A 21,789-nucleotide genomic window follows, 5' to 3' on the forward strand; every position below is an offset into this window, starting at 1 on the left:
ATCAAATCCATCTCACCCATATAGTTTCCGCGCATAACAATCCCCTACCCAGATCAGCAAATTCAACATAAAATTCATATATTTACACGTAGTCGGCCCACAATCCGCAAATTGCAGGTCCGTAAAAGTCAATTCTGCTCCCGGACTTCCATCCGCTTTCAGTCAGGCATATATATTCATTGCAACGTATATTTTATATGTTTTTTGTGCTGGTTATTTTGTAAATATATGTTTGTGGGAACCGTCCAGGCCGCATCTGGCCTGCCCTGTTCATATCGGTCGATAAATCTGAACTCTCCTTCTGGTTGAGTAAATATTGTTTCTTGAGCTGCCAATTTCGAAGCTTTGCCCTGGCGTAAAGAAATCGCGCCAGCCTCTTCCTCATCAGGGCGGTATCTGCACGAGTAGCAAGGACGTACATCTCATAGAGACCCATTGAACACACCTTTCCTATCACGCGACGCAGTTGCGACCGTGTTGTGAGCTTCATCTATTTTTCCATCAGCCTTTCAGCTCGATGGGCATTGCAACGGGGCACTGAAAATTGCCGCCTGTGGAAAATAAAGACACTTGTCAGTGCCCCGCATCAGCGATTTATGCCTGTCAGAGTACATCCTTCAGCCAATGCGTTTCGGAGAAATAGAGAGGCCCACCACAAACCAGATTCTATCTCTCCTCCGGTAACGGCCAGAGGACTTCGCCTGTCAGACCCCGAAATATGAGAGTGACGTCTTTCTCTCACAGCCGGCGCTGGCTCCACTTCAAACCGGGATATTTCCCGGTTCATCGCGGAACAGGGTCAGTATATTTCAGGCAAACAGGGTGGGGATGAACGGGGAAATAAAAGTCCTTGTCGCAAGCCGAAACAACAAGCGAGACAAAAAATATACCCCGGCTGGACAAATAGGGAATTTCAGGGCCGCAAGATGCAGGTCGAAACCACCACAGCAAGCAAAAATGTTTCTACTTCGGCTTGCGGAAGCGTTGGTAGAGCCTGAACATCCTTATTGGAAACGACGCCTAATCCGCTCGTCGTTCACTCATCGTCACTGTCGTTTTCACGTCGCCGCGCCTCTTGATAGGCTTCGCGAACTTCATCACTGCTTGCCGCCTTGAGGATGGCTGTGATCTCTTTCTTCTGGGTGTCGAGGTACTCAAGAGCCCCCGTGTCATCTGAGTTGGCCAGATGCCATAGGAAATGACTTAGTGCCATGTCCGCCGTCGCGGGATCGATCGAGAAGCGCATCTTTTGGGCTACGGTGCCGAAATACTTTACGAATGCTATAGAGCCAGTCGCCGATACATTGGCGCTTCGCATCCCAGACACAATCTGAGCTCGAAGCGGAATGTACTGCGAGATTGGGATGGCGCCAAAAACGTGCCGCCAATTGGTCGCCAGCGGGGCTGGGTCGAAGTCTCCTGAAAGCACTGCCAGAGATACCCTTACCATTCCTTCAATGAAAGCAGGAGATCGGAGCTCAAATCTACCGGTATGTTCACGCATGCCGACCAAGAGTCGAACGTCATTGTGTCCCGCGGTGGTAAGCGCTTCAAGCCACTCATCCACATGAAGGCTAGCGAGGTGCTCTTGGATCAATTCCAGAATTTGCTTGGAGACCGCATTTTCGTCCAACTCAGCCAAGGCCTCAATCATGGAGGCAGGAACCTGCCTCGAGGCGCTGCCGCCGAATTCCTTTTTCACGCGTCCCTGATAATCGCTGAAGTGCCGGAGGAAGAACGCTGCACCATTCTTGTCGACTATCACCTTGATGCGATCAAAGTGCTTTGCAACCATTACCTGATCACGGAGCCACACCCACCGCAGCGCCGTTACCGCGCGGATCACTTCGCAGTAAAGACCTCCGTTCGTCTTGGAAATAACCGCCCATCCCAACCACGTGCTTACTGCATGGTTTGTCGCGGCATACGCCGCGATCTGCTGGGGAACGTCACCCAGATTGGCGGCGTCCTCAAGAAGGCTATTGTACCATTCCGCAGCGATTGCTTCTTTCGTGCCAATCGGCGCCTTCGCGAGCGCACCATCATAGACCGTTGCCAATACAAGCAACGCAACGGCCAAGTTGTCATCCTCACCGCTCTCGGCTGCCCACTTCGCGTAGTTCAACAAAGCGCCGCTCCGCACAGCAGCAAAGGCACTCAAAATCGCAGTAGCCTGTGATCCGGCAGCCATAAATTTGGCAATGGCATGAATCAGACGGATCGACTGATCGTCAGGTTCAGTGCTGTCGAGCCTCGTAGCGATCGCTTCAAAGTGCGATGCGAAATGTCTGGTCAGCCGTTGGCCAACGACCCCAATGGCGAAGTCGTAGCCCGTCGGATTGACCTCGGCCATCTTCAACAACTCTTTAGATAACGCGGCTTCGTCACAGCCAAATGTGATATTGGAAAACTTGAAACTGCTGGCAGGATCGTTTGCCGAGATAGCCCCGAGGTTGAAAATTGGCAAACTCGATGGAATTTGAGTTTCCCAGAACACTTGACCACGGTCGACACCAACACCCGACGATATCGCTTTCGCCAACGACTGCATCACCCGATACCAGCCCATACCCTTGCTGAAGAGGTCCTTGTCACCCTCTTCAAGCTCAGCGGCCTCAAACTTTTCCCGGATCCTTCCCCCAACAGCCTCAGGCTTATAACGTTTCTGCCGCCGCACAATCGTGTAAAGTCCGTCCAGACCCTCCTGCGTATAGTCGAGCTTCTCGATACCATCCACAGCGTCGCCGAAAATCTGCCAGATAACGTCTTCGCTCTCGGCCGGGAGCTCCATTTTGTCGACATGGTTCGCTGCGCGAGAAATTGATTCGGGGCTATCCTTCGACCACTCGACAAGGCGCTCCCGAAGAACGTCTTGGAAAATCTCGTAGAAGCCATCGCTCTTAGAGAGATCGACCAAGCTCTTTTCATCTGGACCGAGCAGCGCTGCGGTGATTGGAATGCCAAGACGGACTTGATTGGCCAATGCCGGATCAACATTGAAAGCTAAGGCGGCTAGGTGCTTGGCGTAGTCCGGGTCATCGACGATTCTGGCGAAACGAATATGGACAGGTTGTGACTTGTTGAGAATACCAGGGTCTCGGTCGAATACCGCCTTATGGAGCACGTAAAGGCCTACGGTCTCGATCGGTATGGAACTGTCGGCCCATTGTACCCACAACCCACCTATGTCGTTGACATATGCGATGATCCTCCGCGGTGTCGGGTACACGCCCTCGCGTTGAAGTTTGAACTGAAGCAGTCTGAACAGCTTCTCGGTATGGTCGGAGCCATGCACACCAGAAAATCCCGCTTCGGCGATCCTCGCCATCAAGAAGTGTTTCCAATCCGACGGCACAGGCGCGGATACCTTGACGATGCGGTCGAAAGTCTTCTCGAAAATGTCGGTTTCAAGCACTATTCCATTTTCGCGATCGATCACGTACTCGCCGTCATCACCTCCATCCCGCTGGACAAGCTTAGGCACTTTGACGGGAGGAAATTCGCGGCCGACGTGATCTTTGTCATACGGGACCACAGCCACGACAGAACCTAACTGTTTGCTCATGCCGCCGTTGCCGGCCACCAGAGAGCGCACCTCTGCCCAAGTCTTCGACAAATCGGCGGCTGGGATCCGATCTATGTTGTCGAGGACAAATATGATGTGTCGGTTTGCCTTCTGGAGAGCGACGAGTATCCCTTCGAATACCGTTCTGAACTCAACGGTGGTTGGGCTCTCGTCCCGAATCTTCTGCTCGACTTCGTTGTTGCTGTCCCGCTCGGATAGGGTCAGGAGCCGGGATGCTCCGCCTTGGAACCAAGCCATCTTTCCGTGGAAATTCTTCTTACCGGCGAAGGGAGTGCGATAGGCGGCAAGAATGAGAAAAATAGATGCGAGTAGGTAGGTCACTATCCCCAACATCCAGGGATTAACCAAGAAGGACAAAATAGCGTCCACCGGCGAGCTCTGCACGTTCTCCCGCGTGGTTTCTGCCGCTTTGACAGCACCTGTAGTGCCGATGATTAATCTCGTAAGTGCGGCGTATAATAACGGCATGAGAGGGAGAAAGATGATGAGAATGGCCGCGAAGAGTGACAACCGCCTGCTGGATGTGGTTGTGGTAACCGACTTCCGATTCTTTATTTCGTCGTGTTTACTATCAATGTCGAGGTCGACCTTCGGACGGGGGTCACCCTTTCCGTGGATATGTTTTCCATCCTTGTCCTTTGGATTGAACTCCTCCCGAACGAACATAATAAGCTGCTCAAGGAGAGATCGCCTGAAATCGTCCGACTGGTGCCGCCAAAGGTCGAACGTGAACATGCAGTACTCCGGACCAAGGTACTTCTGCTTGGCAATGTCAATGACGGTCGACTTGCCAGAACCCCATGCGCCTTCCAAGCCAATTGCTCCGCCTGCTCGTTGGCGTCCACTGGTCCTTTCCGCGATCTGACGGATGCCGTCAGCTAGCGCTCTGGCCGACCTTTCATGACCTCGCCCACCAAACTCGTCTTCGCCTTTGGGCTCGCCGAAAATAATCTTTGCTGGCCAAGTATTCCCTACCTGATTCCCGGTAGCATTGTTCTCGGCCTCAGCGGCGTTGCTTGCGTGCATTGTGAAAGAATCCCCCGAATCTGTCGAAAAACCGTCGGGCAGATTCGGAAATTAAGCAAGGACTTGTACTCAGTTGGCGCAACAAATAATCTTGGTAGGTTGCACAGAAGTGCTTAGGGGGTGCTTACTTTACGCGACGGTCGGGCTGCGTGGATGTTGTCGTCTGCTTTTTGCTTCCTTCACCCAACATCAAACCGCCGGGACTATTCGGAACGTCGGCTTTCGGAAACCGAAAAGTCGGCCTGAACGGCAGGAATGACGGCACAATCCGGCCAAGACGGCCATCGACCCAAATCGCCGAACCGCAGAGAAAGAGTTCCCCCTTGGGGACGGCTCATCTACAGTACGCCTTCCATTATCCAGCATCGCAATCATATTCTCGTTCGCCGTTACATAGGGAATGCCCCACGCATACGGCCCTCGGAACGCAATCCTAGAATCCCGATAGCGACAAACTCCAAACCAAACACCGAGCTTCATCTGCTGGACGGAGGGCACTGGCTTCTGGAGACAAACCTCGACGACGTTTCACGGCATGTCCGCGCAGGTCTGCGATGGCATCAATGTCATGCTCAAGGCGCGGCTGCGCATTGTGCAACGCACAAAATTCGGAGGAATAGGCATGAAATTCGGATTTTTAGATACATATCATCCGAAAAAATTCGTCTAAAACTCTCCCAACTCAAGGAGAGAAACCATGACGGACACGACATCAGAATTTGATGGGTCAACAATTGCCCTGGAGGCCGCCGAGGAACCCGCGTGGACCGCTGCGACCTGGTTCGCGGTTCTTTCAATGGCGGCCACCAGTTTTGCGCTGGTATCGGCCGAGTTTCTGCCAGCGGGATTGTTGACGCCCATGGCGCGCGATCTCGGCATTACCGAGGGTACGGCTGGGCAGGTTGTGACGGCGACAGCTTCCGTGGGCGCCGTGACGGCTTTGCTGAGCAATGTTCTCATCGGCAAACTGAACCGCAAGACCGTGCTTGTCGGTCTTAGCGCGCTGGCGATCGGCTCCAACATTCTCGCATCGGTTGCTGCCGATTTCTGGCTATTGTTGGTGGGCCGGGCGGGACTGGGGATCGCGCTCAGCGGTTTCTGGGCGCTTTCGGTTGCTGTTGTTGCGCGGCTCGTTGGTGCGAATTCGACCGGGCGCGGCATGGCTATCGTCACCCTCGGCGTTTCGCTTGCCACCATCGCTGCCCCTTCGATGGGCGCCTTGATCAGTGACTGGCTGGGATGGCGCATCGCCATGTCGATGACGGCGGGACTTGCCATAATTGCCATGCTGCTGCAGATACTCAGCCTGCCATCGCTGCCGGCAAGTACGAGCAACAGTCTTTCCGACGTTTTCCGGCTGACGCGGCGGCGCAGCGTTCAACTGGGGATGCTGGCAATCCTGTTGCTGATGACGGGGCATTTTGCCGGTTCGGTCTATGTGCGTCCCTTCCTCGAACAGGTGACGCTGCTTGACACCACGCCGATTGCCCTCGCCCTGCTCGGCTTTGGCGTCGCTTCCGTGATCGGCAATGTGCTGGGGGGCCGGATGGCTGACACCAGTATTCGCCTAGCACTCATCGTTACCGCCGCCCTGATGGCATTTGCGACCATCGCCCTCGTTGTCTGGGGTGTTCATACCGGTGCCGCATTTGCTCTCGTCGCCCTTTGGGGTCTTGCTTTCGGCATGGCGCCTGTGGTGCTGCCGACCAACCTTTCCCGCGGCGCACCAGACGCCCTGGAGGCGGCAGGCAGCCTGATGGTCGTTTCCTTTCAGGTCGCTATCAGTATCGGTGCGGTTTTTGGCGGCTATATCGTCGATTCCTACGGTGCTACTGCTCCGCTGGCGCTGACCGCGATACTGGCTGCATCCACGGTGGCTCTGGCTTTGCTGCAGCGTCCCGAGTGATCACGGCCCTGCCGCCTGCCATCATCTGGAGGCAAGGCGTCTGATCAAGCGCAATTGTGCTGGCGTTGCCTGCGCCAGCACACGGGTTTCCACGCTTGCCGTTACCGGCAGGCGGTTTCGTCGTGATCGCATTCGATGCGAGCAACCGTTATTAGTGCAGCCACTCGCAACGATAGGCGAGGACCGGTTCGGCAAAGCCTTTCAGCCTGTAACGATTGCCATGCACGAGGACATCGGCGCTGCCATATTCCTGCAGGGTCTTGTCCGATATCAGGATCTGATCGCTCTCGGCGGCGGCGCATAGCCTTGCGGCCAGTTGCACGGTCGTGCCGAAGAAATCATTGCTGTCTTCGATTGGCTCACCACAATCCAGCCCGATGCGGATATGGATGGGCTCGCCGCTATCGATGTTGTAGCGATGAAACTCGCGTTGGATATCAATGGCGCAATCCACCGCAAATGGGATGGAGGCGAACACGGCCATGATGCCATCTCCGGTGTGCTTGACCTCCCGTCCCGAGCGCCGCCCCAGACAGCCACGCACGAGGGCATCGTGCGCCCTGATGAGTTCCGCCGCCATACGATCGCCGAGGCGGGACGTCATTTCGGTTGAACCGACAATATCCGTGAACAGGATCGCACGGTGGCCGGCATCCATTTTCTTCGTGGCGGCCACGACCGCCACGGGATCCTGTATGCGCCCGAGAAATGCTTCTACGGCCGACAGGGCGACTTCCACCACTTCGCTGGCGATAAAGCCGTGCGCTTCCCGATGCACGCATTGCGCGGTTTCAGCATCCGGGGCGTCGATGAGGCAAAAGGCCGTGCCGCGCCTTTCATCAAACCAGTAGGTTAAAAACCTGACGCCGTACTGATCCTGGATGTTGAGATCTTTAAGGTGTGCCGCGGCGATATCCGCCGCTGAAACTCCGGCAAGCTCGTGCCGGTCCATGAAGATAGGCATTGGTTTCCTCCCAAGAGTATATCGTTGCCTGCTCTTCCAGCCAGTTTACGACTTCCCCAAACCATCGTCTATCGCCCGCGTGGGTGACCCTGACAGGGGCGCCTCACCGGAAAGGGCGATGGTCGTTCGCGTGACAATTTCGGGGCATTCGGCTATGTTACGTGGTCTACGAGCATTCACTGACGCAAGCAATTTGCGGTCAGCCTTTGCCCGCCAACGAAGCGAATTGGGGGGAATGCGATGACACAGCTCGACGAAACCAAACTACATTCTTTCATTGGCAAAATGCTGGGCGACCTCGGAGGCGCCTTCAGTGTTCCAACCGTCAGGATCGGCTTGAGGCTGGGCCTGTTCGATGCGCTGCATCGGGTGGGGCCGGTGACCTCCGCAGGACTGGCGGCGGCTTGTGGCGGCCTTTCCGAGCGATATGTGAGGGAGTGGGCGCTGGCACAGGCGGCGAACGGCTATATCGACTATGACAGCGGTTCCGAGATGTTCAGCCTCTCACCCGAGCAGGCGATGGTGTTCGTCAACAGGGACAGCCCCGTCTATCTGGAAGGCGCATTCGATCTGGTGGCCGCGATGATCGAGGGAGAGCCGAAGGTTGAGCGCAGCTTCCGCACCGGCGGCGGGGTGCGGTGGGGAGACACGGCAGGTTGCCTGTTCTGCGCGACGGGTGCGTTCTTCCGGCCGGGATATGTGAACAATATCGTACAATCGTGGCTGCCTGCCCTTCAGGGCGTGGAGGAGAAACTGGTGAAAGGCGCCAAGGTGGCCGATGTCGGCTGTGGCGTTGGCTTCTCGACGATTCTAATGGCCGAAGCCTATCGCAACGCCAGCTTCATCGGTTACGACTTCCATGAGCCATCCATAGAAGAGGCGAACAAACATGCCCGAAGCCATGGGGTGAGCGACCGGGTGACGTTCGTGGCGGCAACGGCCAAGGACATCAGGGATACGGATTTCGATCTCATCACCAGTTACGACTGTCTGCACGATATGGGTGATCCGCGTGGCTGTGCGGGGCACATGTCGCGCATTCTCAAGAAGGACGGCACCTGGATGATCGTCGAGCCCATTGCGGGCGACCGCCCGGCGGACAATATGAACCCCGTCGGCCGCCTCTATTACAATGCATCCACGATGATCTGCGTGCCGACATCGCTTGACCAGGAGGTGGGTGAAGGATTGGGGGCACAGGCCGGGGAAGCGAAGCTTTCCGAGGTCATCCGCTCGGGTGGCTTTACCCATGTCAGGCGGGCCTTTACCGGGCCTTTCAACATGGTGCTGGAGGCGCGCGTCTAGGAGGTTCTGCAGGGCCGAGCCCGGTGAAAATGGTTCCAGCTGGTGGTGCTCAGATGCGCCGGGCCTTGATCGTGTTCATGACGAAGCTGGTCTCGATGGTATCGACGCATTTGAGCTTGGCGATCTTCTCCTTGATGAAGCGCTCATAATCCTCCAGCCCGCCGCACATGACCTTCAGCATATAGTCCTTCGAACCGGTGACGAGGTGACATTCGAGAACCTCGTCCCAGTCCAGAACGGCTGCTTCGAACATCCGGATTTCGTCATCGTGCTGGCGGCTGAGGCGGATGGAGGCAAGGGCGGTCATCGTCCATCCCTCGATGGCCGGATCGACGACCGCTGAATAACCCTTGATCACCCCGATCTCTTCCAGCCGTCGCAGCCGGCGCAGGCAGGCGGATGCCGACAGGCCAACCCGCTCGGCCAGTTCATTGTTGGTGATCCTTGCATCGGCGGATAATTCTTTCAGAATCCGTCTATCGACCGCATCTGCAATTTTCTGCGACATAAATGGGAATTCTCCGCAATATATTGCTTTATCAGACATGGATGCGCTTCAGAATGCAAGGTATTTCGGCTGGATTGCATGTAAGCTGCGGAGAGTTCAAAGCCTGTCGAGGAGGATCTACCGGACATGACCGCACCACATCCGTCGAAAACCCATATCGGCAACCACGCCCTGCATCCCGAAACCCAGATGCTCAATTACGGCTATGATCCGGAATTGTCTGAAGGCGCCGTGAAGCCGCCGGTGTTCCTGACATCGACCTTCGTCTTCAAGTCGGCGGAGGACGGGCGCGACTTCTTCGATTATGTCTCCGGGCGCAAGGAGCCGCCGGCAGGCCGGGGCGCCGGCCTCGTTTATTCCCGCTTCAACCATCCCAATAGCGAGATCGTCGAGGATCGCCTCGCCGTCTACGAGCGTACGGAAAGCTGTGCGCTGTTCTCGTCCGGCATGTCCGCCATTTCAACGACGCTGTTCGCTTTCGTGCGGCCCGGCGATACCGTGCTCCATTCCCAGCCTCTCTATGGTGGCACGGAGACGCTGCTGGCAAAGACCTTCCATAATTTCGGCGTTTCGGCCGTGGGTTTCGCCGACGGCGTCAGCGAGGCCTCGGTGATATCAGCCGCGGAAGAGGCTATGGCGAAAGGCAGGGTGTCCGTCATCCTCATCGAGACCCCCGCCAACCCGACGAACAGCATTGTCGACATCCCGATGATCAGCCGTGTCGCCGACATGATCGGCCAGAAGCAGGGGCACAGGCCGATCATCGCCTGCGACAACACCCTTCTCGGTCCGGTCTTCCAGCGGCCGATCGAGCACGGCGCCGACATCTCGCTCTATTCACTGACAAAATATGTTGGCGGCCACTCCGACCTCATTGCCGGGGCAGCGCTTGGCCGCAAGGAGGTGATGAAGCAGGTAAAGGCGTTGCGCGGGGCAATCGGCACGCAGCTCGATCCGCATTCCTGCTGGATGCTGGGGCGCTCGCTTGAGACGCTGCAGATCCGGATGGAGCGGGCAAACAGCAATGCGGAGCTGGTGGCCGAATTCCTGAAGGCGCATCCCAAGGTGGAGAAAATCCATTACCTGCCGTTCAACGATCCGGCATCCCCGGTTGGCAAGGTCTTTGCAGATCAATGCACCGGCGCGGGATCGACCTTCTCCTTCGACATAACGGGAGGGCAGGCAGCGTCTTTCAAATTCCTCAATGCCCTCACCATATTCAAACTCGCGGTCAGCCTTGGCGGCACGGAATCCCTCGCCTCCCACCCGGCAACCATGACGCATTCGGGCGTTCCGGCCGATGTGCGCCAGCGCATTGGCGTGCTCGATTCCACCATCCGGCTGTCCATCGGCATCGAGCATCCCGACGATCTGATCGCCGACCTGACCGTTTCCCTGGATGCCGCCTGAGCATCCAAAGGGCAGAAAAAACCTTCCGAGGACCGTCAGTTCTCTATCGGAAAGGCGAAACCGGCTTTCACGCGATCCATCACAACCATGGTCTTGAACCCTTTGATATCGTGGTTCTCATAAAAAAACCTCCGCGTGAAAGCCTCGTAGTCTTCCATATCCTTTGCCGTAATCACCAGGATGAAGTCGGCATCTCCTGTCACATAGTAGCCGATCATGACTTCGCGCGTTGCCCGTATCGCCGCCTTGAATCGATCGACGATGTCAGCGCGCTCGCGTTCCAGCGATACGAGAACGATCATGGTGATGCCGCGCCCAACGGCTTTGGGCGAGATGATCGCGACATCCGCCTCTATCACCCCCTCCTCGCGCAGGCGTTTCAGGCGCCGTTGACATGCGGTCGGCGAGAGATTGACGATCTGCGCCAGTTCTTCCGAGGTCAGGCGGTTGTTTTTCTGGACGGCCTCAAGCAGCGCCCTGTCGGCTCGATCAATGCTGGTCATGCAGAATTCCTGCGCTGGTTGATCAAATTAAGCATTATTCCTGCGCTCAAGAGATTATAAACGCTGTCGATCAATCATGCCCCGCGGCTAAGCTCCTGACAAACAAAAAGGGAGCCTGCTCATGAAAGGTATCGCCAGCGCGGCGTTGAAAAATCTGCATCGACCCGATCTGGTCGAGCATCGTGCCTTTCTCGACGGGGCATGGGTGGCGCGCAACGAGATGCTGAGCGTCATCGATCCGGCGAGCGGCGACCACCTTGCCAGCGTAACATCCTGTACACTCGATGACGCCGATGATGCAATCGACGCTGCCAGCCGCGCCTTTCTGCATTGGCGGGAAAAGCTGCCCGTCGAACGTGGTGACATCCTGCGCGCATGGAGCAAGTTGATGCGCGAAAATGCCGGCGATCTCGCCACGATTGCCACCGCTGAACAGGGAAAGCCGCTGGCGGAGTCGCTGGGTGAGATTTCCTATGCGGCCAATTTTCTCGACTGGTTCGCGAGCGAAGGCGAACGATCCTATGGCGAGACGATTCCGAGCCATTTAAAGGGCGGCAGCCTCTCCGTCCGGATGCAGCCGATCGGCGTGACCGTTGCCATTACACCGTGGAACTTCCCCTCGGCGATGATAACCCGCAAGGCAGGAGCAGCTCTTGCCGCCGGCTGCACGATGATCGTCAAGCCGGCACCGGAAACACCGCTGTCGGCGCTGGCTCTGGCAAAACTTGCGGAAGAAGCGGGCATGCCGGCCGGCGTCCTGCAGGTGCTTCCCGGCGAAGCCGCGCCACTCGCACGTCGTCTTCTGGACCACACCGATGTCCGGGCTTTTTCCTTCACCGGCTCGACGGAAGTCGGACGAATTCTCCTGACGCAATCGGCAGCAACCATCAAGAAAGCATCGCTGGAGCTTGGTGGTCATGCGCCCTTCATCGTATTCCGGGACTCCGATCTCTCCCAAGCCGTAAAGGGCTGCCTCGGCGCCAAATTCGCCACCTCGGGACAGGACTGCCTCGCGGCAAACCGGATCTACGTTCAACGCGCGCTCTACGAACAATTCATCGATCGTTTTGCCGATGCAACCTCCAAACTCACCGTCGGCCACGGCCTTGAACCCGATATCGACATCGGACCTATGACGCGCCCGTCGGTTGCCGAGAAATGCCGCCAGCAGATTGCGCAGGCCGTCTCTGCCGGCGCGCGCCTCGTATGCGGCGGACAGGACAGCCCGTTGGGCGGCAATTTCGTCACGCCGACCGTACTGGCCGACGTGACCGACGACATGCTGATCGCCCGTGAAGAAACCTTCGGGCCGGTGGCCGCAATATTGCCCTTCGATGACGAGGAGGAAGTGATCCGCCGCGCCAATGCGACAGAGATGGGGCTGGCGGCCTATCTCTACACCAACGATCTGGGCCGTGCGATGCGCCTGACCGATCGGCTGGAATACGGCATGGTTGCTGTCAACACGCCAAAATTTACCGGCGCACCCATTCCATTCGGTGGCTGGAAGCAATCCGGGCTTGGCCGAGAAGGGTCGCGCCACGGCCTGCTTGAATATCTCGAACCCAAATATGTCTGCTTCGGCAATCTTGCAGCCTGAAAGGAAACCCCGTTATGACCATCGACATCAAACGTATCGCGGAAATGGATCGAAACGCGGTTCTGCATCCGTTTACGCAGCTGAAGGATTTCGCCAGCGGCAAGCTCGGCGATCCGACGATCGTTGAAACCGGCAAGGGCATCCGCATTCAGGATGCGCATGGCAGGCAATTGATCGATGGCTTCGCTGGTCTTTATTGCGTCAATGTCGGCTATGGCCGGACCGAAGTGGCCGAGGCCATTTCCCGTCAGGCCTATCGCCTTGCCTATTATCATTCCTATGCCGCGCATACGACGGACGAGCTGGCGATCCTTTCCGATCGGCTGGTGAGAATGGCGCCCGGCAAGATGAGCAAGGTGTTTTATGGAATGTCCGGTTCCGACGCCAACGAGACCCAGGCCAAGATCGTCTGGTATTACAACAACCTGCGCGGCAAACCGAAGAAGAAGAAGATCATCTCTCGCGAGCGTGGATATCACGGTTGCAGCGTCGTCTCTGGCTCCATGACCGGCATGAGTTTTTATCACGACCACATGGACCTGCCGCGCCCGGGAATCCTGCACACCGGCGCTCCGCATCACTACTGGGGCGCTGAAGCAGGTGAAACCGAACTCGAATTTTCAAGACGACGTGCCGACGAACTCGAAGCACTCATCCTTCGCGAGGATCCTGACACAATCGGTGCCTTCATTGCAGAACCTGTGCTCGGTACCGGTGGCATCACGCCTCCACCGGAAGGTTATTGGGAGGCCGTTCAGAATGTCCTCAGGAAATACGATATCCTGCTGATCGCCGATGAAGTGATCACCGGTTTCGGCCGCACCGGCTCCATGTTCGGCTCGCAGCATTATGGCATCGAGCCGGATCTGATTACCGTCGCCAAGGGGCTGACCTCGGCATATTTCCCGCTCTCGGGCGCAATTGTCGGCGAGAAAGTTTACAAGGTGATGGAGGAAGGCGCTGATCGCGTCGGCGCCTTTTCGCACGGCTACACCTATTCCGGTCATCCCATCGGGGCGGCAGCCGCAAACGCGGTGCTCGACATTGTCGAGAAGGAAGACCTGCCGGGCAATGCACAGGCCGTCGGCACCTATTTCCAGGAGCAGCTGAAGGCAAAGTTTGCACAGCTTCCAATCGTCGGGGAAGTGCGCGGCGTGGGCCTGATGGGCGCAATCGAATTTGTGGCGGATCGTGAAAAGAAGACGCGCTTTGCCCCCGGTCTTACGGTGGGTGCGCGTGTTTCCAAGGCGGCGCGCAATGGCGGACTCATTGCGCGTGCGATGCCGCATGGCGACATTCTTGGCTTTGCACCACCGCTCGTCACCACGAAGGCGGAAGTGGACGAGATCATCGCCATCGCCGAAAGTGCTGTTCGTAGCGTCATGGATGACCTGGTGCAGGCTGGCGAAAGTATCTGATACGCTTCCCAACCTGCACGTTTGGGCCGTACCACCACTGCCTGTTTGCGCGCCACCGGCACGACGACTGCGCTTATTCACAGTGCATTCGTCGTGCACGCTGCATAGAGCTTCATCTTTTTGGAGAACCGTGCATAATGTCATGAAATTACCTTCGCCAAAAACGAGACAATTTCATGCGTCGTCAAGCCAATCCGCTCAGCCTCGACCCGGTACCCGCGACGAAACCGGTGGCGTGGCGACCGAACCTGACCAAGCAAAAAGGCGAGACGAAACATTCCGTACTGACGGAACGCATCATTGCGGATATTGACGCCGGCGTCCTGAAGCCGATGGACCGCATGCCGACACATCGCGATCTGGCGCGCGAACTCGGCCTTTCCGTCCAGACGGTCAGCCTTTCCTACAAGGAAGCTGAACGGCTGGGTTATCTGAGCGGCGAAATCGGTCGTGGGACCTTCGTCAAGGCGCGGGTAACAGACCGGGCTGGCCGTATGATGCTTGATCACAGCCCGACAGAGGTGCTCGATCTTTCCATTATCCGCGGCGTCTATCTCGAGGATCACGAAACCGCCTCGCGCGCCATTCTTCGCGAATTGGCAGATGGCGACAATTCAGGCTTCATGCGTCCCTGCCGTCCGGTCGCGGGCCTGGACAACCACCGCGAGACTGCGCGCACATGGCTGCACATGCTGGGTGTCACAGCCGGTGCTGAACGCATCCTCGTTACCAACGGCGCGGCACACGGCATTTTCCTCGCCTTGAGCTGCATCGTTCGTTCGAGCGACGTTGTTCTATGCGAAAACCTTACCGACCACGGCATTATCGGACTTTCGAATATTCTGGGGTTCAGCCTCAAGGGGCTACCCACCGATGATGAGGGCATTCTGCCGGACGCGCTCGAAGCCGCCTGTGAAGCCGGAGGCGTGCGCGCACTTGTCCTCATACCGACCCTCAACAATCCCACCGGTCACGTCGCCGGCGTGCAGCGGCGGCGCGACATCGCCGCGATCGCGGAGCGATACGGTGTTTTCGTCATTGAAGACGAAGTCTATCGCCCGATGATCGAGGATGACCTGCCATCGATCAGCGAAATGCTGCCGGATCTCGGCTTTTTCGTTACCAGCTTCACGAAGACAGTCCTGACCGGGTTGCGCGTTGGTTATCTCGTTGTCCCACCCGCTTATTCCATACGCGCCGCCTCCATCCTGCGTGTATCGAGCTGGAGCGGCACATATCTGACCGCCGAAATCGCCACACGCTGGGTCGAAAACGGCACCGCACGCCGGTTGCTGGACGTCCAGCGTACGGAAGCCCGCGCGCGACAGAAAATCGCGGCGGAAATTCTCGGCGAGCATATCGCGTCCAGCCACCCCCTCTCCTTCTGCGCCTGGCTGAGAGTTCCGCCACACTGGACGGAGGACGGACTGGTCCGCTCCCTGACCAACCAGAACGTCGCGGTCACGCCGTCCGAGCCTTTCGTCGCCGGTCCGGGGCATGGCGGGGGCATCCGCATATGTCTCGGCGGACGCCTCAATCATCCGACCCTCGTCAAGGCGTTGACCACCGTGCGCCAGGCCTTCGAGCAATTGCCGCCCGTCTACGACATCGGCTCCATCGGTTGAGCCGCCGCCGGAAAATCATTGAATCATTACAATATAATAATTGACATGATTTTACTTCGCTCTCAACATGACAATCATGAAGAGCGCAAACCTGTCCCCATCTGCTAACAAAATCCTGCTCCCGGTCTCCTTGGCCGAGATCGAGCAGGCAGCGTTGCGTATTCACGGACACGTCGCGCGCACCCCACTTGTTCACTCCCCCGTCCTCTCTGAACGCGTTGGAAGCCCCGTCGGCCTCAAGCTGGAAACCCTTCAGCCGATTGGTGCTTTCAAACTGCGCGGAGCGATGAACGCCATCCTGTCGCTGGGTGACGGGGCGCGCAGCCGTGGTCTGGTCACTGCCTCGACGGGTAATCATGGTCGCGCCGTGGCCTATGCCGCGCGCGAACTTGGCATTGCGGCAACCATCTGCATGTCGTCGCTCGTACCGACAAACAAGGTCGATGCCATTCGCGCCCTTGGTGCTGAAATCCGCATCGTTGGCACATCACAGGACGATGCGCAGGAAGAGGTGGAGCGCTTGACGGAAAGCCGCGGCCTCACTGCAATTCCGCCCTTTGACGATCCGAACGTCGTTGCCGGTCAGGGAACGATCGGCGTTGAAGTTGTCGAGGATATGCCTGATCTGGAAACCGTGCTCGTGCCCCTGTCCGGCGGCGGCCTTGCCGGCGGCATCGCCGCTGCGGTCAAGACCTTGAAACCACAGGCAAGGGTAATCGGCATTTCCATGGAGCGGGGTGCGGCCATGCACGCATCGATCTCAGCCGGCAGGCCAGTCACAGTGCGCGAAGAGGAAACACTGGCGGATTCGCTGGGAGGCGGCATAGGGCTCGCAAACCGCGTAACGTTTGATCTTTGCCGTGCGCTTCTCGATGAGATCGTGCTGGTTTCCGAGGCCGAGATTGCGGCCGGAATTCGCCATGCGGCAAGCGTGGAAGGCGTGACGGTAGAGGGTGCGGGCGCCGTCGGGTTCGCTGCGATCCTGTCGGGCAAGGTCAAGATCACCGGCCCTGCCGTCATCATTGTATCCGGCGGCAACATAGATCCGAAAATTCACAGGCTGATCATCGACGGAGCTGACGCATGAGCCGCATCACTATCCTGACGGAAAGCGATCTTCGCGCTGTCATCAAGCTCGATCTGTCCTCTGTCGATTGTGTCGAGCGGGCCTTTGCAGCGCTCGCCACCGAAGCCGTCGCCATGCCGCCGATCCTGCGCCTCGACATTCCCGAATTTCGTGGTGAAGTGGATGTGAAGACGGCCTATGTGCCCGGATTTGAAGGTTTTGCCATCAAGGTCAGCCCGGGTTTCTTCGACAATCCGAAGCTTGGTCTGCCAAGTCTCAACGGCCTGATGATCCTCTTCAGCGCACGAACCGGAGTGGTGGAAGCGCTTCTTCTCGACAATGGTTATCTCACCGATGTTCGTACCGCCGCAGCCGGCGCCGTTGCTGCACGGCACCTGTCGCGCGAGGACGCTTGCGTTGCCGCGATACTTGGCGCCGGCATGCAGGCCCGTTTGCAGCTCGAAGCCCTGATGCTGGTGCGGTCGATAAGATCGGCCCGGATCTGGGCACGAAGCCATGAAAAAGCGCAGAAACTGGCGGGTGATTTCGCCGTTGAACATGGCATTGACGTCACCGCCGTCGCCGATCCGCGAGAAGCCGTGCAAGGCGCCGACATCGTCGTGACCACGACGCCATCGGAAAAGCCGATCCTCTTTGCGGACTGGCTGCAACCGGGCCAGCATCTGACCGCGATGGGATCGGACGCCGAACACAAGAACGAGATCGATCCTGCCGTTTTTGCCCGGGCGAGTTATGTCGCAGACCGGATCAGCCAGACCCGCATTCTGGGCGAGTTGCACCATGCCATCACCGCAGGGCGCGCGATGCCGGATCAGCAATTTGCCGAACTTGGAGCCATCATTGCCGGCAAGGCGCGGGGCCGCTTGCAACGGGAAGACATAACCTTCGCCGATCTCACCGGCACGGGCGTGCAGGACACCGCCATCGCCAATCTGGCCGTCGCACGCGCAAGAGATGCGAAAAGCGGAAAAACCATCGAAAACACTATCAAAATGGGAGATGCGGCGTGAGCGTGACGCTGAACTTTACGCGCGAGGAATATGCCGCGCGCCTGTCCAAAACCCGAAATGCCATGGAAAAGGCCGGCATCGATCTCCTTGTTGTCACCGACCCATCCAACATGCACTGGCTGACCGGTTATGACGGCTGGTCCTTCTATGTGCATCAATGCGTGCTCGTGCCGCCGGATGGCGAGCCGATCTGGTACGGCCGCAAGCAGGACGCCAACGGCGCAAAGCGCACGGCCTACCTCGCCCATGACAACATTATTGGCTATCCCGATCACTACGTTCAATCGACCGAGCGGCACCCGATGGATCTGTTATCGCAGATCATCGAAGACCGGGGCTGGTCCGGCCTGACGGTCGGCGTCGAGATGGATAACTACTATTTCTCTGCCGCCGCTTTTGCATCGCTGCAGAAACATCTGCCGAACGCCCGCTTCAAGGATGCGGCCGGTCTCGTGAACTGGCAGCGCGCGGTCAAGAGCCCGACCGAACTCGATTACATGCGCAAGGCGGGCAGAATCGTCGAGCTGATGCACAGGCGCATCGTGGATGTGGTTGAACCGGGCATGCGCAAATGTGATCTCGTTGCCGAGATTTACGATGCCGGCATTCGCGGCACCGCCGAATTTGGCGGCGATTATCCCGCCATCGTTCCCCTCCTGCCATCCGGAGCGGACGCTTCCGCGCCGCACCTGACCTGGGATGACAAACCGATGCGCTCAGGGGAAGGCACTTTTTTCGAGATCGCCGGCGCCTACAGGCGTTATCATTGCCCGCTGTCACGGACGGTTTTCCTCGGCAAGCCGACACAGGCGTTTCTCGACGCAGAGAAGGCGACGCTCGAAGGCATGGAGGCGGGGCTTTCGGCTGCCAGACCGGGCAATAGCTGCGAAGACATCGCCAACGCCTTTTTCGCCGTGCTCAAAAAATACGGGATCATCAAGGACAATCGTACCGGCTATCCGATCGGCCTGTCCTACCCGCCCGACTGGGGCGAGCGCACCATGAGCCTGCGACCCGGCGATCGCACAGAGCTTCAGCCCGGCATGACGTTTCATTTCATGACCGGTCTGTGGCTGGACGATATGGGGCTCGAAATCACCGAAAGCATCGCGATCACCGAAACCGGCGTCGAATGCCTGTCGAATGTGCCGCGGCAACTCTTCGTGAAGGGCTGAGACAATGTTGAGTACCGCGCTTCGCCCCTCGCCGATCATGCCCTCCGTCGATTTCGATGCGAAGGGCGTGCAGCATGGTCATCTGCGACTGCCCTACAGCCGCGATGACAGCGCCTGGGGCTCGGTGATGATACCGATCTGCGTTATCGCCAATGGCGAAGGGCCGACCGCACTTCTGACCGGCGCCAATCATGGCGACGAATATGAGGGGCCCGCCGCACTTTTCGAACTCGCCCACACGCTTGATCCGGCGGAGGTGAGCGGGCGCATCATTATAGTGCCGGCGCTGAACTATCCAGCATTTCGAGCCGGGACGCGCACATCGCCGATCGACCGGGGAAACCTCAACCGCAGCTTTCCCGGCCGCCCCGACGGAACGGTGACGGAGAAGATCGCCGACTACGTCACCCGCCACCTGATACCGCTGGCGGATATCGTTCTGGACTTTCATTCCGGCGGCAAGACGCTCGACTTCCTGCCCTATGCCGCCGCCCATGAATTGCCAGACAAGACACAGGAAGCCCGCTGCTTTGATGCGGTGGCGGCTTTTGCGGCACCCTATTCGATGAAGATGCTGGAAATCGATGCCGTGGGAATGCTCGACACGACCGTCGAGGAACTTGGCAAGGTCTTTGTCACGACAGAGCTCGGCGGGGCGGGAACGGCCAGTGCAAAATCGATCGACATCGCCCGAAAGGGCAGCCTCAACCTGCTGCGGCATGTCGGCATACTCGCCGGCGCGCCGGACCCGTTGGCAAGCCGCTGGCTGGACATGCCCTCAAGCGATTGCTTCACCTTTGCAGAAGACGACGGGCTCGTCGCCTTTGTCCGTGATCTGGGAGATATGGTCACGGCAGGTGAGACGATCGCGCGGGTCTATCCGGTTGGAAAAACCGGCCTTGCACCCGTCGAGTACCGCGCGGCCATTGATGGCGTGCTTGCGGCGCGCCACGTTCCCGGCCTGATCAAGGCCGGCGACTGCCTTTCCGTCATCGCCACGATAACGGAGAAACCCTAGTCAAATGAACCCACGTGAGATCCGAAAACGGACCACGCAACCCAACCAGAGGAGTAAGAACATGCGCATTACCAAACTCGCGGGGCTATCTGCCCTTGCCCTCACCATCGGCGTGACGTCGGCCAGCGCTCTGACCGTCGAGGAAGTGAAGAAACAGGGATACATCCGTGCCGCCACGGCCAACGAAGTACCCTATTCCTACATGCAGCCCGACGGCACCTCTGCCGGCATAGGGCCGGATGTGGCAAATGCCGTCTTGAAATCCATGGGGATCGAAGAGGTCAACTGGACCGTGACGCCGTTCGGCACGTTGATCCCCGGACTGAAGGCGCGCCGCTTCGATTTCGCCGCAGCGGAACAGAATATCTCGCCCGAACGCTGCAAGCAGGTCGCATTCACCGAGCCGAATTCGTCCTATGGCGAAGGCCTGCTGGTCAAGAAGGGCAATCCCAAAAAACTGACCACCTATGCCGATATCGCCAAGGATCCATCGTTGAAGGTGGCCGTGGTGTCCGGCGCCAATAATGTCGATTTCCTGCGGGCGGTTGGCGTCAAGGATGAGCAGATCGTCTTCATTCCAGCCAATGCAGATGCCATCCCCACCGTTCAGAGCCGTGCTGACGCCTATGCCGCCACGGAACTGACCGTTTCGGAACTCGCCAAGGGTCAGGCCAATGTCGAGCAGGTTACGCCGTTCGAGGATCCGGTCGTCAAGGGCGCGCCAGTCCGTAATTACGGCGGCTTTGCGTTTCGCCCGGAGGACAAGGAACTGCGCGATGCCTTCGATGCGGCTCTGGTCGAATTTCGCAAGACGGACGACTACAAGAAAATCCTGAGCAAATACGGCCTATCCGAACAGAGCATCGCGGCGGCAGCCGAAAAGAAGGTCGCCGATCTCTGCGCCGGCAAATAACATCAAATAGCGCCCGGCTCTCGCCGGGCGCCGCTCGTCAACAACTCGGGAAGACTTGAGATGGACATGACAGCCTACCTGCCGATGATGTGGCAAGGCGCCGTCGTCACCATGACGATCACGCTGGCTGCGCTCGTTGTCGGAACGGTGCTCGCCTTCTTCTTCGGTATTTTACGCGTTGAAGGCGGTCCAATCCTGTCGGCAATCGCGCTTTGTTATACCGAAGTGTTTCGCGGCACCTCGCTGCTGGTCCAGCTCTTCTGGTTCTATTATGCCCTGCCTCTGGTTGGCCTGAGCTTCGATCCGATCACCACCGGCGTTCTGGTGCTGGCGGCCCACGCCGGCGGCTACGGTGCGGAGATCGTGCGGGGTGCATTGTCCTCCGTTTCGGTGCAGCAGCTGGAAGCCGCCCGCGCGCTCAACTTTACGCGGCTGCAGACGCTGTTTCGCATTTCGCTGCCGCAGGCGGTCGTTGAGATGATGCCGGCTTTCGGCAATCTGGCCATCGAAACGCTGAAACTCTCCTCGCTTGTATCACTGATCTCGATCGCCGACCTGACCTTCGCGGCGCAGTCGATCCGCAACCTGACGCTGGATAGCGCCAGCATCTATTCGATCACGCTCCTCTGCTATTTCGCGATGTCACTCATCCTTATGGCAGTCATCCGGGTGATCGAGCATTTCGTAAGACGTGGCAACGTCTTCCCACGCACCCGCCATTCGTAAGGAAGTTCT

16 protein-coding genes are annotated in these 21,789 nt (G+C 58.1%); 12 read left to right on the plus strand and 4 right to left on the minus strand.

All coding sequences use genetic code 11. The annotated features are described in order from the left end of the window. Positions 1 to 1,036: 1,036 nt before the first annotated feature. A complete protein-coding gene (locus tag OK142_RS20930) occupies positions 1,037 to 4,612 on the minus strand; it encodes a P-loop NTPase fold protein (RefSeq protein WP_498684924.1) in 3,576 nt (1,191 codons plus the stop codon). Positions 4,613 to 5,309: 697 nt separating this feature from the next. Here OK142_RS20930 and OK142_RS20935 point away from each other — a divergent pair. Then, positions 5,310 to 6,518, plus strand: a complete 1,209-nt coding sequence (locus OK142_RS20935) for an MFS transporter (protein ID WP_080836920.1) — start codon at positions 5,310 to 5,312, stop codon at positions 6,516 to 6,518. A 151-nt stretch (positions 6,519 to 6,669) separates the two neighbouring features. On the opposite strand, the gene OK142_RS20940 is transcribed toward OK142_RS20935, so the two are convergent. Beyond that, positions 6,670 to 7,482 carry a nickel-binding protein gene (locus tag OK142_RS20940; protein WP_498684926.1) on the minus strand — a complete coding sequence of 271 codons (813 nt, stop codon included), beginning with the start codon at positions 7,480 to 7,482 and terminating at the stop codon, positions 6,670 to 6,672. Positions 7,483 to 7,722: 240 nt separating this feature from the next. On the opposite strand from OK142_RS20940, the gene OK142_RS20945 reads away from it, so the two are divergent. Then, positions 7,723 to 8,787, plus strand: coding sequence for a class I SAM-dependent methyltransferase (locus OK142_RS20945; protein ID WP_498684928.1), 1,065 nt, complete (start codon positions 7,723 to 7,725; stop codon positions 8,785 to 8,787). 49 nt (positions 8,788 to 8,836) lie between these two features. Here OK142_RS20945 and OK142_RS20950 read toward each other — a convergent pair whose 3' ends face one another. Further along, a complete protein-coding gene (locus tag OK142_RS20950) occupies positions 8,837 to 9,295 on the minus strand; it encodes an Lrp/AsnC family transcriptional regulator (RefSeq protein WP_137038745.1) in 459 nt (152 codons plus the stop codon). 126 nt (positions 9,296 to 9,421) lie between these two features. Between OK142_RS20950 and OK142_RS20955 the strand changes: the two genes are divergently transcribed. Beyond that, the gene (locus OK142_RS20955; RefSeq protein WP_498684930.1) at positions 9,422 to 10,705 is read left to right on the plus strand and encodes a cystathionine gamma-synthase family protein; all 1,284 of its coding nucleotides are present in this window, start codon (positions 9,422 to 9,424) and stop codon (positions 10,703 to 10,705) included. Between the two features lie 35 nt (positions 10,706 to 10,740). On the opposite strand, the gene OK142_RS20960 is transcribed toward OK142_RS20955, so the two are convergent. Beyond that, complete coding sequence (locus tag OK142_RS20960; RefSeq protein WP_003499661.1) at positions 10,741 to 11,208, minus strand: Lrp/AsnC family transcriptional regulator; 468 nt, start codon at positions 11,206 to 11,208, stop codon at positions 10,741 to 10,743. A 121-nt stretch (positions 11,209 to 11,329) separates the two neighbouring features. Between OK142_RS20960 and OK142_RS20965 the strand changes: the two genes are divergently transcribed. The 9 genes from OK142_RS20965 (at position 11,330) to ehuC (ending at position 21,780) form a co-directional block, all read left to right on the plus strand. After that, positions 11,330 to 12,808 (plus strand): NAD-dependent succinate-semialdehyde dehydrogenase, encoded by a 1,479-nt coding sequence (locus OK142_RS20965; protein WP_498684932.1) that lies wholly within the window; start codon positions 11,330 to 11,332, stop codon positions 12,806 to 12,808. Positions 12,809 to 12,822: 14 nt separating this feature from the next. Beyond that, positions 12,823 to 14,226, plus strand: coding sequence for an aspartate aminotransferase family protein (locus OK142_RS20970; RefSeq protein ID WP_498684936.1), 1,404 nt, complete (start codon positions 12,823 to 12,825; stop codon positions 14,224 to 14,226). Positions 14,227 to 14,402: 176 nt separating this feature from the next. Beyond that, the gene (ehuR, locus tag OK142_RS20975; RefSeq protein WP_498684938.1) at positions 14,403 to 15,851 is read left to right on the plus strand and encodes a MocR-like ectoine utilization transcription factor EhuR; all 1,449 of its coding nucleotides are present in this window, start codon (positions 14,403 to 14,405) and stop codon (positions 15,849 to 15,851) included. A 67-nt stretch (positions 15,852 to 15,918) separates the two neighbouring features. After that, positions 15,919 to 16,938, plus strand: coding sequence for a hydroxyectoine utilization dehydratase EutB (gene eutB / locus OK142_RS20980; protein ID WP_498684941.1), 1,020 nt, complete (start codon positions 15,919 to 15,921; stop codon positions 16,936 to 16,938). After that, the gene (eutC, locus tag OK142_RS20985) at positions 16,935 to 17,948 is read left to right on the plus strand and encodes an ectoine utilization protein EutC (RefSeq protein WP_498684944.1); all 1,014 of its coding nucleotides are present in this window, start codon (positions 16,935 to 16,937) and stop codon (positions 17,946 to 17,948) included. Before eutB ends, eutC begins: the two co-directional genes overlap by 4 nt. Then, a complete protein-coding gene (doeA, locus tag OK142_RS20990) occupies positions 17,945 to 19,123 on the plus strand; it encodes an ectoine hydrolase DoeA (RefSeq protein WP_498684945.1) in 1,179 nt (392 codons plus the stop codon). The genes eutC and doeA overlap by 4 nt, the downstream gene beginning before the upstream one ends. Positions 19,124 to 19,127: 4 nt before the next feature. Then, on the plus strand, positions 19,128 to 20,141 hold the full coding sequence (doeB, locus tag OK142_RS20995) for a N(2)-acetyl-L-2,4-diaminobutanoate deacetylase DoeB (protein WP_498684947.1): 1,014 nt from the start codon (positions 19,128 to 19,130) through the stop codon (positions 20,139 to 20,141). Positions 20,142 to 20,202: 61 nt separating this feature from the next. Then, the gene (ehuB, locus tag OK142_RS21000) at positions 20,203 to 21,054 is read left to right on the plus strand and encodes an ectoine/hydroxyectoine ABC transporter substrate-binding protein EhuB (RefSeq protein WP_498684949.1); all 852 of its coding nucleotides are present in this window, start codon (positions 20,203 to 20,205) and stop codon (positions 21,052 to 21,054) included. Positions 21,055 to 21,114: 60 nt separating this feature from the next. Continuing rightward, positions 21,115 to 21,780 (plus strand): ectoine/hydroxyectoine ABC transporter permease subunit EhuC, encoded by a 666-nt coding sequence (gene ehuC, locus OK142_RS21005; protein WP_003499678.1) that lies wholly within the window; start codon positions 21,115 to 21,117, stop codon positions 21,778 to 21,780. Positions 21,781 to 21,789: the final 9 nt, after the last annotated feature.

Source organism: Agrobacterium sp. BT-220-3 (genome assembly GCF_025910175.1).
GTDB lineage: Bacteria > Pseudomonadota > Alphaproteobacteria > Rhizobiales > Rhizobiaceae > Agrobacterium > Agrobacterium oryzihabitans.

What these genes read in the sequence shown, in the direction of transcription:
- OK142_RS20960 (WP_003499661.1), bottom strand. Translation starts at nt 11,208, where the DNA reads ATGACCAGCATTGATCGAGCCGACAGGGCGCTGCTTGAGGCCGTCCAG.
- OK142_RS20940 (WP_498684926.1), bottom strand. Translation starts at nt 7,482, where the DNA reads ATGCCTATCTTCATGGACCGGCACGAGCTTGCCGGAGTTTCAGCGGCG.
- OK142_RS20945 (WP_498684928.1), top strand. Translation starts at nt 7,723, where the DNA reads ATGACACAGCTCGACGAAACCAAACTACATTCTTTCATTGGCAAAATG.
- ehuC (WP_003499678.1), top strand. Translation starts at nt 21,115, where the DNA reads ATGGACATGACAGCCTACCTGCCGATGATGTGGCAAGGCGCCGTCGTC.
- OK142_RS20935 (WP_080836920.1), top strand. Translation starts at nt 5,310, where the DNA reads ATGACGGACACGACATCAGAATTTGATGGGTCAACAATTGCCCTGGAG.
- eutC (WP_498684944.1), top strand. Translation starts at nt 16,935, where the DNA reads ATGAGCCGCATCACTATCCTGACGGAAAGCGATCTTCGCGCTGTCATC.
- ehuB (WP_498684949.1), top strand. Translation starts at nt 20,203, where the DNA reads ATGCGCATTACCAAACTCGCGGGGCTATCTGCCCTTGCCCTCACCATC.
- doeB (WP_498684947.1), top strand. Translation starts at nt 19,128, where the DNA reads ATGTTGAGTACCGCGCTTCGCCCCTCGCCGATCATGCCCTCCGTCGAT.
- OK142_RS20970 (WP_498684936.1), top strand. Translation starts at nt 12,823, where the DNA reads ATGACCATCGACATCAAACGTATCGCGGAAATGGATCGAAACGCGGTT.
- OK142_RS20965 (WP_498684932.1), top strand. Translation starts at nt 11,330, where the DNA reads ATGAAAGGTATCGCCAGCGCGGCGTTGAAAAATCTGCATCGACCCGAT.
- ehuR (WP_498684938.1), top strand. Translation starts at nt 14,403, where the DNA reads ATGCGTCGTCAAGCCAATCCGCTCAGCCTCGACCCGGTACCCGCGACG.
- eutB (WP_498684941.1), top strand. Translation starts at nt 15,919, where the DNA reads ATGACAATCATGAAGAGCGCAAACCTGTCCCCATCTGCTAACAAAATC.
- OK142_RS20950 (WP_137038745.1), bottom strand. Translation starts at nt 9,295, where the DNA reads ATGTCGCAGAAAATTGCAGATGCGGTCGATAGACGGATTCTGAAAGAA.
- OK142_RS20930 (WP_498684924.1), bottom strand. Translation starts at nt 4,612, where the DNA reads ATGCACGCAAGCAACGCCGCTGAGGCCGAGAACAATGCTACCGGGAAT.
- OK142_RS20955 (WP_498684930.1), top strand. Translation starts at nt 9,422, where the DNA reads ATGACCGCACCACATCCGTCGAAAACCCATATCGGCAACCACGCCCTG.